General features: G+C 69.8%; 13 protein-coding genes, 1 pseudogene and 1 riboswitch. Of the genes and pseudogenes, 13 read left to right on the top strand and 1 reads right to left on the bottom strand.

Annotated elements, in window-relative coordinates; translation table 11 throughout:
- The first annotated feature begins 93 nt into the window (after positions 1-93).
- The 4 genes and pseudogenes from ACZ5VC_RS20265 to ACZ5VC_RS20250 all read left to right on the top strand — a co-directional run.
- The gene (locus ACZ5VC_RS20265) at positions 94-606 is read left to right on the top strand and encodes a hypothetical protein (protein WP_469121403.1); all 513 of its coding nucleotides are present in this window, start codon (positions 94-96) and stop codon (positions 604-606) included.
- Positions 607-826: 220 nt separating this feature from the next.
- The gene (locus ACZ5VC_RS20260) at positions 827-1,027 is read left to right on the top strand and encodes a hypothetical protein (protein WP_469121402.1); all 201 of its coding nucleotides are present in this window, start codon (positions 827-829) and stop codon (positions 1,025-1,027) included.
- A 549-nt stretch (positions 1,028-1,576) separates the two neighbouring features.
- Positions 1,577-2,011, top strand: a complete 435-nt coding sequence (locus ACZ5VC_RS20255) for an LppU/SCO3897 family protein (RefSeq protein ID WP_468710304.1) — start codon at positions 1,577-1,579, stop codon at positions 2,009-2,011.
- A gap of 40 nt (positions 2,012-2,051) precedes the next feature.
- Positions 2,052-2,366, top strand: a pseudogene (locus tag ACZ5VC_RS20250) (serine/threonine protein kinase); the annotation flags it as partial.
- A gap of 63 nt (positions 2,367-2,429) precedes the next feature.
- On the opposite strand, the gene ACZ5VC_RS20245 reads toward ACZ5VC_RS20250, so the two are convergent.
- On the bottom strand, positions 2,430-3,296 hold the full coding sequence (locus tag ACZ5VC_RS20245) for a class I SAM-dependent methyltransferase (RefSeq protein WP_469121401.1): 867 nt from the start codon (positions 3,294-3,296) through the stop codon (positions 2,430-2,432).
- 520 nt (positions 3,297-3,816) lie between these two features.
- On the opposite strand from ACZ5VC_RS20245, the gene ACZ5VC_RS20240 reads away from it, so the two are divergent.
- The 9 genes from ACZ5VC_RS20240 to ACZ5VC_RS20200 all read left to right on the top strand — a co-directional run bounded on the left by ACZ5VC_RS20240 (position 3,817) and on the right by ACZ5VC_RS20200 (position 12,757).
- Positions 3,817-4,461: a SurA N-terminal domain-containing protein gene (locus tag ACZ5VC_RS20240; RefSeq protein ID WP_469121400.1), complete on the top strand. Its 645-nt coding sequence runs from the start codon at positions 3,817-3,819 to the stop codon at positions 4,459-4,461.
- A 21-nt stretch (positions 4,462-4,482) separates the two neighbouring features.
- Positions 4,483-5,454 (top strand): nucleoside triphosphate pyrophosphohydrolase, encoded by a 972-nt coding sequence (locus ACZ5VC_RS20235; RefSeq protein ID WP_469121399.1) that lies wholly within the window; start codon positions 4,483-4,485, stop codon positions 5,452-5,454.
- Between the two features lie 80 nt (positions 5,455-5,534).
- Positions 5,535-6,794 (top strand): cytochrome P450 family protein, encoded by a 1,260-nt coding sequence (locus ACZ5VC_RS20230; RefSeq protein WP_469121398.1) that lies wholly within the window; start codon positions 5,535-5,537, stop codon positions 6,792-6,794.
- A 125-nt stretch (positions 6,795-6,919) separates the two neighbouring features.
- Positions 6,920-7,918: a transglycosylase family protein gene (locus ACZ5VC_RS20225; RefSeq protein ID WP_469121397.1), complete on the top strand. Its 999-nt coding sequence runs from the start codon at positions 6,920-6,922 to the stop codon at positions 7,916-7,918.
- Between the two features lie 259 nt (positions 7,919-8,177).
- A riboswitch (cyclic di-AMP (ydaO/yuaA leader) is annotated at positions 8,178-8,344 on the top strand.
- Between the two features lie 5 nt (positions 8,345-8,349).
- The gene (locus ACZ5VC_RS20220; RefSeq protein WP_469121396.1) at positions 8,350-9,039 is read left to right on the top strand and encodes a transglycosylase family protein; all 690 of its coding nucleotides are present in this window, start codon (positions 8,350-8,352) and stop codon (positions 9,037-9,039) included.
- A gap of 282 nt (positions 9,040-9,321) precedes the next feature.
- Entirely contained in the window at positions 9,322-10,608 is a 1,287-nt protein-coding gene (gene eno / locus ACZ5VC_RS20215; RefSeq protein WP_468710293.1) for a phosphopyruvate hydratase, read from the top strand.
- Positions 10,609-10,726: 118 nt separating this feature from the next.
- The gene (locus tag ACZ5VC_RS20210; protein ID WP_469121395.1) at positions 10,727-11,200 is read left to right on the top strand and encodes an FtsB family cell division protein; all 474 of its coding nucleotides are present in this window, start codon (positions 10,727-10,729) and stop codon (positions 11,198-11,200) included.
- Between the two features lie 106 nt (positions 11,201-11,306).
- A complete protein-coding gene (locus ACZ5VC_RS20205; RefSeq protein ID WP_469121394.1) occupies positions 11,307-11,843 on the top strand; it encodes a DUF501 domain-containing protein in 537 nt (178 codons plus the stop codon).
- The gene (locus ACZ5VC_RS20200; protein ID WP_469121393.1) at positions 11,840-12,757 is read left to right on the top strand and encodes a Ppx/GppA phosphatase family protein; all 918 of its coding nucleotides are present in this window, start codon (positions 11,840-11,842) and stop codon (positions 12,755-12,757) included. The genes ACZ5VC_RS20205 and ACZ5VC_RS20200 overlap by 4 nt, the downstream gene beginning before the upstream one ends.
- The last annotated feature ends 311 nt before the right edge of the window (positions 12,758-13,068 follow it).

Below are 13,068 nucleotides of genomic sequence, written 5' to 3'. Positions count from 1 at the left end.
CAAGAAGAGATCCCGGCATAATATCGTGATGCTCCGCAGGTACGGCTTGAAGTTCAAGCCGTACCTGCGGCCATGAGGAGAGAGGGTAGTGCGTTGGAACTTTGGGATCAAGAAATTGAGCCGCATGCAGAGAGCCTAGAAGGCCTGAAAGGTGCGGAACTGGCCAACGCTGCACTGGATGCGGTTGAGGCCGCGATTCCTCTCCTCGGCCTCCCGATCGGTGAATTCTTCCCCACCGAACATGCCGAGTTGGTAAAATCGGCAATTGAGGTTCGCCGAAATTCCCCCTCAGATTGGCAGCTTGATTCTGCATTTTCGGCAGAATTTCTGGCGCGATACGACGGTCTTCCTGATTCGCCGGTCAGGCCGGCGGTCGGTCCGTTCATGATGGCTCTGGTTCGCCTTTTTGAGGCTACCGCTCATTCGGTTTCGGTGGATGACGTGATGGAGATCCTCTCTTCTTGCTACGAGGCTGTTCTGATGTCGCACCTCACCGGCCGCGTCACCATTGAGGACGAGGAAAGCAGTGATCGGTGCCGTGCGGCCGTCGAGCAGCAAATCAGGATCATCGAGACCTATGCATCACGAGGTTCCGTCGGTTCGTGATCGCCAAAATCACGGTAGACGCTTGTAAATTTGCTGGCACGAGGCATGGGTCGACCCGAAGGCGTTAACGTATTCGAGTTGGGCGCTCTCCCGCTTGGCGATTATTGGTAGCCCCCGTTGCATCCGCGACGGGGGCTACTTTATTGACGGTGGCATGGCGCGAACGGGCTGGCGTTGTGTCTACCGAGGCCGGCACTTAATTGCATCATTGAGGAATCGGGTGGAAAACCTCAGCATGTCGGGCGCGCGTCGGATCACGGCAGAATGGGCCGAGTTCTTCCCGGACTTTTCGGTCTGGCAACCGCTGCGCCTCGTGCGTCGAATCGGACCGGTCGTTCAGGGGATCACCCTGGACAAGTCCATGGCGGAGCTGTACTACCCGACTTCCCATGTGCACTCCTTGCGCAATATTTCCCGGTGATCTCGCTCACGCTTGCGCAACAGTTGGTGAAGTCCTCCGGGGTTCAGAACCCCATCGAAGTCGATCTCCATGCGGAAAAGTACCGGTTGGCTGCTGGCCGCCTGGAAGCGCAGAGTATGCTCTCGCTCCGCAGGCCGCCGGAACTGAAACAGATTGTCGAAGCATTGCGTGCTTTCAGCGTGGGGGCCGCAAAGAGGCAGATTGCCGATGGCAACTCCCGAGCTTCAGAACAGCGTGTTTATTTCCTGCAGCTGCAGGCGACGCCGAGATGGCTGAGGAGAGCCATGACTGACCGTCCCACCGGGGCGGCGCCAAGATCTACTCGGTCTGACAGGAGCCGCAGCGGTTTCCCGGAGGATGGTTCCTCCGGGAAACCGCTGCGGACTCTCAGAGTCCCCGTCGTGGATCCGGTTGCTCGATCCTGACGGGGCGACAGAATCACGACTGCGCACCGAATCGGGGAGCGTTGCCAACTGGTCCCTTTTGTGTCGGCGCCTGCGTGTAGCGTGCGCGCGTTCGATCATGTACACGTCCCCCAAGGAACCGCTCATGGCCACCCCGCCCCCGCCCCACGCCCCCGACCCCCAGCAGGTCCCGCCGCCCGTCGGGCCGGACGGTGCCGCGGAGCCCGGCGCGCATGGGTATGTCGTGCCGCCCGCGCCCCCGAAGAAGGCCGGCGTGGTCAAGAAGGTCCTCAGGGTCGTCGCCCTGCTCGTCGTCGCCGTCGCGGTGAAGTTCGGGATCGGGTACGCCTTCAACGCGCCCGTGCACGCCGAGGCCGGTGACTGCGTCCGGGTGACCGGCAAGGAGACCGACCCCAAGGTCGACACCAAGGACTGCTCCGACAAGGAAGCCAACTACAAGGTCATCAAGGTCGTCGACGACACCTTCGACGTCAACGCCTGTGGTCAGACCGGCGAGGCCGCCCTGGCGCAGCAGTGGGAGCAGGAGAAGTTCGTCCTGTGCCTGGGGCCCGTGAAGTAGGGCTCACGCACCGAAGGGACCGGGTCGGCCGCATCGCGCGGCCGGCCCGGGCGACCCGCAGACGCTCCAGTACCGCTACGACGCGGCGCAGTGCCTGGAGCAGCTGGGCGAGACGGCCGCCGCGCTCGCCGAGTACCGCGGCCTCCTGCCGTACCACCAGAACGGCACGGACCAGGCACGCGCCTTCGACATCCGCCGGCGCATCGGGCAGTTGCTGCTGGCGATCGGTGACCACACGGGGGCTCAGCAGCAGTTGCAGAGCCTGCTGTACGACACCGAGCGCACCTATGGGCCGTACCACCCGCTCCCAGTGGAGCTCCGCCGCGCCCTGGACCGCCAGCGTCAGATGCGCGGCCTGATCAGACCGGCGGCCAGGGCCTGTCCTCCGGATCGGGCGGGCCGGCCCGAGAGCAGGGCCTCAGCGGCTCCGCGCGTCGTCTCCGGCGCGCAGGAACACCGAGTCCGCCACGGCGCCCACCCGCCGGAGCCCGGCCGTGCCGGGGCTGCCGCTTTCCTGGCCGTCTCCGTCCGGGCCGTCGCCCGTGACCAGGATCGGGCCCGTGACCACGATCGCCCCCGGGGCGGCCAGCTCCGCGACCGCGGCCAGGTCCTGGCCGCCGTTCACGACGATCACGCCGTAGCGGCGGTCGGCGATCGCGGCCCGGACGGCCGGGTCCGCGAAGTCGCCCCGTACCACCCGCGATCCGTCCGCTTCCGCCGCGCCGCCGAGGGCCAGGTTCGCGCGCACCATGTCCGCGCGGGCCGGGGTGTCCGTCAGCGGATCGACGATCGTCAGCCGGGCGCCGATGCCGGCGCGCCGCAGCATCCGCTGCAGCGCCGCCGCGAACAGGCCGTGCAGCGTGCCGATTTCGAGGACCTCACCGGACGGCGGGGCGAGCAGCGGCACGGTCGCCAGGCGGCCGCACACGTCGGAGAGCGAACCCGCGAGGCTGCCCACGCCGAGCGCTTCCAGCGCGACCAGGTGCCGGTAGGCGACGGTGAGGTCCCGGCGGGCGCACTCGCCACCGTCGCCTGTCGTGGCGCGCACCTCCCGTACGAGGCTGTCGAACTGCGCGGCCGTCGGCATGCGGTCGCCGTCCCGCCCCGCCTGGTCGAGCAGGAGCGAGAGACCGTACTGCCGGCGCCGCAGGTCGGAGACCTCGTGATGGAGCGCGTCGAGGTCGGTCTGGAAGGACGTCGTGGCGCGCTCCAGCCGCTGCTCGACCAGCGCGAACGCCGGCCGAAGCACCCGCTTGGCCAGCCGGTTGCTCAGAAGTGAGGGCATGGCGGGCAAGCTACGCCGCGCGGACCGCCCTGAGGGCCACGGCACGGTGCTGGTCGGGTGAAGTCCGGGTGTCACCCGGGCGACGGACCGTTCCGACCGGGCCGGCCGCGTCGCCGGGGCATGCCCCCAGCTCCGTCGGCCCGCCGTCCTCGCACCCCGCCCACCGCGACCGCCATCAGCGCCCAGAACGGCCACCATCCTCACGTCAGCACCGAGACGCAGCCCCGGAGGCCGGAAGGAACAGTCGACGTGGCGCCGCCCTCCGCCCGGTTGCGCTTCGCCCAGGTCCCGGCGAGCAGGGTGTCTCCCCCCACCACACCCCGCTGCTCGCGTCGGCCGCGGCGATCCCGGTGACGTTCGCGGTCTCCCGGACGATCATGCTGCGGCCCGGCAACCCCCGAACCCGTGACTCGTTGGTCGAAACAGTGGCCCCGAAGTAGTGGCCCAGGCCACCTCGACTGCCTAACATCGATCACCGCAAGGTCGTTCAACTTGACGCACGACCCGCCGGGAGGCTCCTTTGCACCGCCGCACTGCGTTCGCCCTCTCCGCCGCGCTCCTCGCCGCGGCTCCGCTGCTGACCGCCTGTGGCAGTGACGCCCACCCAGGCGCGGCCGCGGTCGTCGGCGGTGACCGGATCGAGGTGGCCGCCCTGCAGGCGCAGGTGCAGGACGTGCGGGCCGCGCAGCAGGCGTCGCCGCAGTCCGCGCAGCTGATCAAGGCCACCGGGGATCTCAACCGCGAGAAGCTGAACGTCATGATCTTCGACCGGATCGTGCAGCGCGTCGCCGACGACGCCGGGGTCGGTGTCAGCCGAAAGGAGATCCAGCAGACCCGCGCCCAGGCCGCCGAACAGAGCGGCGGCGAGGAAAAGCTCGCCGAGATGCTGCTCCAGTCGCAGGGCATCGCGCCGGACCAGATCGACGCGGCCGTCCGCCGGCAGATCCTGATGAACAAGGTCGCCACCAAGCTCGGGATCAGCAACACCCCCGAGGGCCAGAAGAAGCTCACCGATGTCTTCACCGCCGCGTCGAAGGCGCTCGACATCGACGTGAACCCCCGCTACGGCGCCTGGGACAACGAGAAGATCCAGCTCGGGACCTACTCGGCGCCCTGGCTGCGCCAGCTCACCCCGCAGCCGGAGGCCGCGCCGGACGGTGCCTGAGCCGGGAGGTAGGTTCGAGGGGTGAACGCTGACAGCCCCGGCCGTATCGTCCTGCTCACCGCCAGCCACCGTGTCGCGCCCGGACTCCTCTCCTGGCCCGCGTGGCAGACGCTGCGCACCGCCGACCGGGTGCTCTGCGCCGACGCGGCCCACGCCCAGCTGCCCTACCTCCGCGAGGCCGGCGTCGAGGTGGAGATCACGGCTCCGGACGCCCAGGAACTCGTCGACGCGTGCGCCGGGGGCCGGACCGTCGTGGTCCTCCTGTCGGGCGAGGGCGACCAGCTCCTGACCGACGGCCTGGCCCGCCTCGCCGGCTCCGGCCGCGTGCGGATGCCCGATCTGGAGCTGCTCCCCGGCTCGTACGACCTCCCCGGCGCCCGGCTCCTCGACCTGGTCCAGGTCATGGACAGGATCCGCCGCGAGTGCCCGTGGTCGTCGCAGCAGACGCACAAGGGCCTCGCGAAGTACGGCATCGAGGAGGCGTACGAACTCGTCGAGGCGATCGAGGACGGCGACCGGGACGAGCTGCGCGAGGAGCTCGGGGACGTCCTGCTCCAGGTCGTCTTCCACGCGCGCATCGCCCAGGAGGACGAGGACGAGCCGTTCTCGATCGACGACGTGGCCGGCACGATCGTCGAGAAGCTGATCCACCGCCATCCGCATGTCTTCGGCGACGAGACGGCCACGACGCCGGAGGAGGTCAAGGAGCACTGGCTGCGCACCAAGGCCGTCGAGAAGCAGCGCGCCTCGGTCACGGACGGCGTGCCGCTCGGCCAGCCCGGCCTGGCGCTGGCGGCCAAGCTCGCCTCACGCGTCCGCAACGCCTCCCTGGACGTGGAGCTGCCCGCCGGCGAGGGCATCGGCTACGACCTGCTGGCCCTGGCCGTGCGCGCGGAGGCCGCGGGCGTCGACCCGGAGGCGGCGCTGCGGGCGGCGGCCCGTGCCTACCGCGAGTCGATCCGCACGGCGGAGTCGGCCGGCCCTCGGCCCTGAGTACCCCGCCGCCTCCACGGCGGTGAGGCCGACCTCGGATCGAACGGGTGAGCGCCCCCCGGGCCGGTTACCGTCGACCCATGCACGACCAGCCGCACCCCGCGCCCACGCCCGGCCCCGAGCTCTTCACATGGGAGTTCGCCACCGACCCCTACCCCGCCTATGCCTGGCTGCGCGAGCACGCCCCCGTGCACCGGACCCGGCTGCCCAGCGGGGTCGAGGCCTGGCTCGTGACGCGGCACGCGGATGCCAGGCAGGCGCTCGCCGATCAGCGGTTGTCCAAGAACCCCGCGCACCATGACGAGCCCGCGCACGCGAAGGGGAAGACCGGGATCCCCGGGGAGCGCAAGGCCGAGCTGATGACGCATCTGCTCAACATCGATCCGCCCGACCACACCCGGCTGCGCCGGCTCGTGTCGAAGGCGTTCACCCCGCGCCGCGTGGCGGAGTTCGCGCCGCGTGTGCAGGAGCTGACGGATCGGTTGATCGACGGCTTCGTGGAGAAGGGGAGCGCGGACCTGATCCATGACTTCGCCTTCCCGCTCCCCATCTACGCCATCTGTGACCTGCTCGGTGTCCCGCGCGAGGACCAGGACGACTTCCGGGACTGGGCGGGCATGATGATCCGGCACGGCGGCGGCCCGCGCGGCGGGGTCGCCCGGTCGGTGAAGAAGATGCGGGGCTATCTCGCCGAGCTGATCCACCGCAAGAGGGAGGAGCCGGGGGACGACCTCATCTCGGGTCTCATCAAGGCCTCCGACCACGGCGAGCACCTGACCGAGAACGAAGCCGCCGCCATGGCCTTCATCCTCCTTTTCGCCGGTTTCGAGACCACTGTCAACCTCATCGGCAATGGGGTGTATGCCCTGTTGCGCAACCCCGGCGAGCGGAACCGGCTCCAGGAGTCCCTCGCGGCGGGGGAGTACGGGCTGCTGGAGACGGGGGTGGAGGAACTCCTGCGTTACGACGGACCCGTGGAGCTCGCGACATGGCGCTTCGCGACCGAGGACATCACGCTCGCGGGGGAGCGAATCGCCGCTGGGGATCCGGTACTTGTGGTGCTCGCCGCCGCCGACCGAGACCCCGCCCGCTTCGACGAGCCCGACACCCTCGATCTGTCCAGGCGTGACAACCAGCACCTCGGCTACGGGCACGGCATCCACTACTGCCTCGGCGCGCCCCTCGCCCGGCTCGAGGGACAGACCGCGCTCGCCACGCTGTTGACCCGGCTGCCCGATGTGCGGCTTGCGGTCGATCCGGCCGATTTGCGCTGGCGTGGGGGGCTCATCATGCGTGGACTGCGCACGCTTCCGGTGGAGTTCACACCCCGCCAGAACTGACGGGTCGTCAAGACTGTGACTTTTATGTGATCTCCTCTGCATCGACTTGTGACTGACGTTCGAATGCCGCTACGTTCACCGTCAATCTCAACCGAGTCACACCAGTCACACGGAAGGCAACCCGTATGCGCTCCGGGAACGGACGGCACCGCCGACCTCGCCAGGCCCCCGCCCTCATCGTCGCGGCAGGGGTGACCGGATCGGCCATCGCCATCCCTCTGCTCGGGGCGGGCTCCGCGTCCGCCGCCGACGCCGCCACCTGGGACCGGGTCGCCGAGTGCGAGTCCGGCGGGATGTGGAGTGCCGACTTCGGCAACGGAATGTACGGCGGCCTCCAGTTCACCCAGGCCACCTGGGAGCGCTTCGGCGGTACGGACTACGCCCCGCGCGCCGACCTCGCCAGCCGGTCCCAGCAGATCGCGGTCGCCGAGAAGGCGCTGGCCGCGCAGGGTGCCGCGGCATGGGCCACCTGTGCCGGGATAGCGGGGCTCACGAACGACGGCACCACGCCGGGTGTCGACCCGGGTGACGAGCCGGGGTCCGCCGGGACCGCGACACCCACCGCGCCCGCCACCCCGCCGACCCCCACGACGCCCCTCCTCCCCACCGACCCCACCGCGCCCGTCACGCCGGCCCCCGGTACGGAGCCGTCGCAGCCCGTCGAGTCGCTCACCCCCGGCGCTCCCGCGCCTTCCGGGACCGGACGGACCCCCGACGCCGGCACCGGCAAGCACCGCGGCGCACCCTCCCCCGAGGAGACGACCGGGTCCACGGGTGCCGATGCGGGCAATTCCATCGATGAGCGCGACAACGGACAACACGCCTCACGAGGTGACGTTTCCACCCGAGACGCATCCAACCTCCCGGATGCGGGTGTTACGGGTGATACGGGCACGAATCCTGGCGGCACCGAACCGGCCGAGGCGGGCAAGGGCGGCAATGCGGACAAGGGCCCGGCCGTGTACACCGTCCAGCCCGGCGACAATCTCTCCGCCATCGCGGAGGAGCAGGACGTCGCCGGCGGCTGGCCCGCCCTGTACGACGCCAACCGGCAGACCGTGGGCGGCGATCCGGACCTCATCCTCCCCGGCCAGAGCCTCGATCTGGGAGCGAAGCAGGGGTAGTTCGGGCGCCTATGTCCGCTTCTGTTCAACTGAGACATGAGTCTCTTTGCCCCAACTGGCGCCCCTTGGCCGTGAAGTCCCGCTCTTCCCTGCCTCACCTGCGCAAATGCCGCGCGAGGGAAGGTAAGTAGGGCGGGATTGCCCCTGATGTCCGTCTTTGAACTTGAGGCGGGTCTGTGTTTACGGTCGTCACCGCTCGCCATCGCGGGCCCCACCGACCGGAACGCCGAGTCCTGCCGCCGGTCGAGGGGAACAGTCGTCGCGTCATGCGCCGAAGGCAGGAGCGGGGGACCCAAGGTAAACGCCGGGCCCGGTCGTTGAGACAGACGACCAGAGGACCGGCTTGGGGTGAAGTCGCGGACACGCGACCGGGCACCACCAGCCCGAACCCGACAGCTCACCTCGCAGGCGTCGGTGAGGGGAACAACTCCATGCTGCTTTCCGGCAAGAACAAGCACCGCCGCCCGTCCAAGGCCGTCCGTTTCGCCGCGTTCGCCGGCATCACCGGTGCCGCGGTCGCCGCCCCGCTGCTGGGCGCAAACGCCGCCTCCGCCGCCACCACCTCCGAGTGGGACACCGTCGCCCAGTGCGAGTCGGGCGGCAACTGGTCCATCAACACGGGCAACGGCTACTACGGCGGTCTGCAGTTCTCGTCCTCCACCTGGGCCGCGTACGGCGGCACCGCCTACGCCTCCTCCGCGGACCAGGCCTCCAAGTCGCAGCAGATAGCCGTCGCCGAGAAGGTGCTGGCGAGCCAGGGCAAGGGTGCCTGGCCGAGCTGCGGCGTGGGCCTGTCCGGCGCCTCGAACGACTCCGGCTCCGCCGAGCCCGCTCCGGCCGCCCAGCCGAAGCAGCCCGAGCGCAAGGCCGAGCAGCCGACCACCCGCAGCCAGCAGCGCACCGCCCCCAAGGCCGAGGCGAAGAAGACCGTCACCACCCCGACCGGCAAGAAGGTCAAGAAGGGTGATGGCGAGTACAAGGTCAAGGGTGGCGACACCCTGAGCACCATCGCCGAGGCGAAGCACGTCAAGGGCGGCTGGGCGAAGCTCTTCGAGCTGAACAAGGACATCGTCGCGGACGCCGACCTCATCTACCCGGGTCAGCAGCTGCACCTCAAGTAAGGGCCTGTTCCACGACGGCCCCGTAGTGACCACCCCGGTCCGGCGCGCCCTTCCCCCGTACGCGCCGGGCCGGGGTTTCCCGCGTCCAGGGCACGGCCTGCGCGGTTACCGCCCAGTAGAACTTGTGTCGTTTGCCCCGCAAAGCAGGCCCTTGGGTCCTTTTTCGTCCCACGGTCCGGGCGCCCGGCTGGCCTGGGCCCCGGAGCCGGTTAGGCTCTTGTCGCAAGGCCAAAGAGACCCTGCACCGCATGCGTCACATCTAGCTTCACATCCCAGAAGGAGATGCTCGTGCCGTCCATCGACGTCGTCGTAGCCCGGGAAATCCTGGACTCCCGAGGCAACCCCACGGTCGAGGTCGAGGTGGGCCTCGACGATGGCAGCACCGGCCGTGCTGCAGTTCCGTCCGGCGCCTCCACCGGAGCGTTCGAGGCCATCGAGCTCCGCGACGGTGACCAGAGCCGCTACCAGGGCAAGGGTGTCGAGAAGGCCGTCCTCGCCGTCATCGAGCAGATCGGCCCGGAGCTCGTCGGCTACGACGCCACCGAGCAGCGCCTGATCGACCAGGCGATGTTCGACCTGGACGCCACCGACAACAAGGCCTCGCTCGGCGCCAACGCCATCCTCGGCGTCTCCCTCGCCGTCGCGCACGCCGCCTCCGAGGCGTCCGACCTCCCGCTCTTCCGCTACCTCGGCGGCCCGAACGCGCACCTGCTGCCTGTTCCGATGATGAACATCCTGAACGGCGGCTCGCACGCCGACTCCAACGTGGACATCCAGGAGTTCATGATCGCGCCGATCGGTGCCGAGTCGTTCTCCGAGGCGCTGCGCTGGGGCACCGAGGTCTACCACACCCTCAAGGCCGTCCTGAAGCGCAAGGGCCTGTCCACCGGCCTCGGCGACGAGGGCGGCTTCGCCCCGAACCTGGAGTCGAACCGCGCCGCGCTCGACCTCATCCTCGAGGCCATCAAGGAAGCCGGCTACGCCCCGGGCAAGGACATCGCGCTCGCGCTCGACTGCGCCGCCTCCGAGTTCTACAAGGACGGCAAGTACCAGTTCGAGGGCCAGTCCCGCTCGGCCGCCGAGATGACCGAGTACTACGAGGAGCTCGTCTCCGCGTACCCGCTCGTCTCCATCGAGGACCCGCTGTTCGAGGACGACTGGGCCGGCTGGAAGGCCATCACCGAGAAGCTGGGCGCCAAGGTGCAGCTCGTCGGTGACGACCTGTTCGTCACGAACCCCGAGCGCCTCGCCCGCGGCATCGAGGAGAACTCGGCCAACGCCCTGCTGGTCAAGGTGAACCAGATCGGCTCGCTGACCGAGACCCTGGACGCCGTCGAGATGGCCCAGCGCAACGGCTTCAAGTGCATGATGTCCCACCGCTCCGGTGAGACCGAGGACGTCACCATCGCCGACCTCGCCGTCGCCACCAACTGCGGCCAGATCAAGACCGGCGCCCCGGCCCGCTCCGAGCGCGTCGCCAAGTACAACCAGCTGCTGCGCATCGAGGAGATCCTCGACGACGCCGCGGTGTACGCGGGCCGCTCCGCCTTCCCGCGCTTCAAGGGCTGATCACCGCAGCCTGATCCCCCGGGCCCTCGGGCCCCGGGGAAGCGCAAGTCTCCGTACGTCCCCGGCCATGGTCCCGTACCGTGTCCGGGGACGTACCACGTGACAGGGGAGGCGAGCGATGGCCGGGAAGAACCGGGACCGGTTCTCCACCGCGACCAGGATCCGGCTGCTCGGCGAGCAGACCGCGGCCCGCGTCTACCGCTCCCAGACCCGCAGACAGGCCCGCCGCTCCCGGCTCACCGGCCGCGCGGCCTTCCTCGCGCTGGTCGTCTGCTCCCTGATCGTGGCGCTCGCCTATCCCATGCGGCAGTACGTGTCGCAGCGGAACGAGATCGCCGAGCAGGAGCGGCTGGCCACCGAGGCCGCCGAGCGGGTGGAGGAGCTGCGCGACGAGAAGGCGCGGCTCCAGGACCCGGCCTATGTGAAGCGCCTGGCCCGCGAGCATCTGCACTACGTTTTTCCGGGCGAGACCGGCTTCACCGCGAACGACCCGGACGCGGCGCGACAGCGCCGGGGCGACCAGGGCGGGGCCGACCTCCCCTGGTACTCCAACCTCTGGGACGGCGTCGACCGGGCCGACGGGAGCCGCTGACCGCCGGGCCGGGGGATGATGGGGGCGCGGGCCCCGGCCCGCAGCGCGCGGGCGCCGTCCCGTACGCCCCTTCGAGCCCACTTTCGACGAGAAGACAGACGCAGGCATGGAAACGCCCCCTCCGCAGACCGAACGCACCGAGCCGACCGAGGCGGACGTCGCAGCCTTCAAGGAGCAGCTCGGCCGCCCGCCGCGCGGCCTGCGCGCAATCGCGCACCGCTGCCCCTGCGGCAACCCCGATGTGGTGGAGACCGCCCCCCGGCTCCCGGACGGCACTCCGTTCCCGACGACGTACTACCTGACGTGCCCCCGGGCCGCTTCGGCGATCGGCACGCTGGAGGCGAACGGCGTGATGAAGGAGATGTCCGAGCGTCTTCAGAGCGATCCCGAGCTGGCCGCCGCCTACCGCGCCGCGCACGAGGACTACATCGCGCGCCGTGACGCCATCGAGGTCCTGGAGGGCTTCCCGAGCGCCGGCGGTATGCCGGACCGGGTGAAGTGTCTGCATGTGCTGGTCGGTCACTCGCTGGCGGCCGGTCCCGGGGTGAACCCGCTGGGCGACGAGGCCCTCGCGATGCTGCCCGAGTGGTGGGCCAAGGGTCCGTGCGTGATGCCCTGCGGCGACAAGGAGGCCACCGCATGACCCGGGTCGCGGCCATCGACTGCGGTACGAACTCCATCCGGCTGCTGGTCGCCGACGTCCACCCGGAGACGGGCGGGATCGTCGACCTGGACCGGCGGATGACCATCGTCCGGCTCGGCCAGGGCGTCGACAAGACGGGCCGGCTCGCGCCCGAGGCGCTGGAGCGCACCTTCGCCGCCTGCCGTGAGTACGCGGCCGTCATCAAGGAACTGGGAGCCGAGCGGCTCCGGTTCGTGGCCACCTCCGCCTCCCGCGACGCCGAGAACCGCGACGACTTCGTCCGCGGTGTGGTGGAGATCCTGGGTGTCGAGCCCGAGGTCATCAGCGGCGACCAGGAGGCCGAGTTCTCCTTCACCGGTGCCACCAAGGAGCTGGCCGGGGACGAGGGCGAGCACCTCGTCGTCGACATCGGCGGTGGCTCGACCGAGTTCGTGGTGGGCAACGAGCACGTGGCGGCGGCGCGTTCCGTCGACATCGGCTGCGTACGGCTGACCGAGCGGCACATCCGCAACGACCCGCCGACGGCAGCCGAGATCGCCGCGATCCGCGCCGACGTCGAGGCCGCCCTGGATCTGGCCGAGGAGACCGTGCCGCTGCGCGGACCGCGCACCCTCGTCGGGCTCGCCGGGTCGGTGACCACGGTCGCCGCGATCGCGCTGGGGCTGAAGGAGTACGACTCCGCCGCGATCCACCGCTCCACGATCTCCCGCGACCAGGTCGCCGAGGTGGCCGGGCGGCTGCTCGCCTCGACCCACCAGGAGCGGGTGGCGATCCCCGTCATCCACCCGGGGCGGGTCGATGTCATCGCCGCGGGCGCGCTGGTGCTGCTCGCCGTCATGGAACGCACGGGAGCCCCGAACGTGGTGGTCAGCGAGCACGACATCCTCGACGGGATCGCGTTTTCCATCGCCTGACGGGGGCCGAACCATCGTCTCAGGGGGCCCGGAGGCCCCTGGGACGACAATCCGTCGGGGAAGTTCGTGAAGTTCTTCACAAGGAAAAGGGCTCTGAGGGCCGCCGAAGAGGGGTTGTGGACCCCCTGGGCGCACTCTCGGGGCCCTTCCGCGCTTCTGACGCACGGGTCTTGGGGTGTTTCGGGGAGGTGAACCGAAGCGGTGGTCCAGCGTTGCGAACGGCTCTCTGGGCCAGCTCACAAGGGGTGAGCAACGTCCCCCGATACACCCTGGTTCCTTCGCCACGCCATGACCTCGGTCACGTGGGCGGC

Source organism: Streptomyces sp. NPDC033174, from assembly GCF_055577795.1.
The sequence above is the reverse complement of the archived record's forward strand: the minus strand, read 5'-3'. Positions and strand labels throughout refer to the sequence as shown.

What these genes read in the sequence shown, in the direction of transcription:
- ACZ5VC_RS20255 (WP_468710304.1), top strand. Translation starts at nt 1,577, where the DNA reads ATGGCCACCCCGCCCCCGCCCCACGCCCCCGACCCCCAGCAGGTCCCG.
- eno (WP_468710293.1), top strand. Translation starts at nt 9,322, where the DNA reads ATGCTCGTGCCGTCCATCGACGTCGTCGTAGCCCGGGAAATCCTGGAC.
- ACZ5VC_RS20245 (WP_469121401.1), bottom strand. Translation starts at nt 3,296, where the DNA reads ATGCCCTCACTTCTGAGCAACCGGCTGGCCAAGCGGGTGCTTCGGCCG.
- ACZ5VC_RS20230 (WP_469121398.1), top strand. Translation starts at nt 5,535, where the DNA reads ATGCACGACCAGCCGCACCCCGCGCCCACGCCCGGCCCCGAGCTCTTC.
- ACZ5VC_RS20220 (WP_469121396.1), top strand. Translation starts at nt 8,350, where the DNA reads ATGCTGCTTTCCGGCAAGAACAAGCACCGCCGCCCGTCCAAGGCCGTC.
- ACZ5VC_RS20225 (WP_469121397.1), top strand. Translation starts at nt 6,920, where the DNA reads ATGCGCTCCGGGAACGGACGGCACCGCCGACCTCGCCAGGCCCCCGCC.
- ACZ5VC_RS20210 (WP_469121395.1), top strand. Translation starts at nt 10,727, where the DNA reads ATGGCCGGGAAGAACCGGGACCGGTTCTCCACCGCGACCAGGATCCGG.
- ACZ5VC_RS20205 (WP_469121394.1), top strand. Translation starts at nt 11,307, where the DNA reads ATGGAAACGCCCCCTCCGCAGACCGAACGCACCGAGCCGACCGAGGCG.
- ACZ5VC_RS20200 (WP_469121393.1), top strand. Translation starts at nt 11,840, where the DNA reads ATGACCCGGGTCGCGGCCATCGACTGCGGTACGAACTCCATCCGGCTG.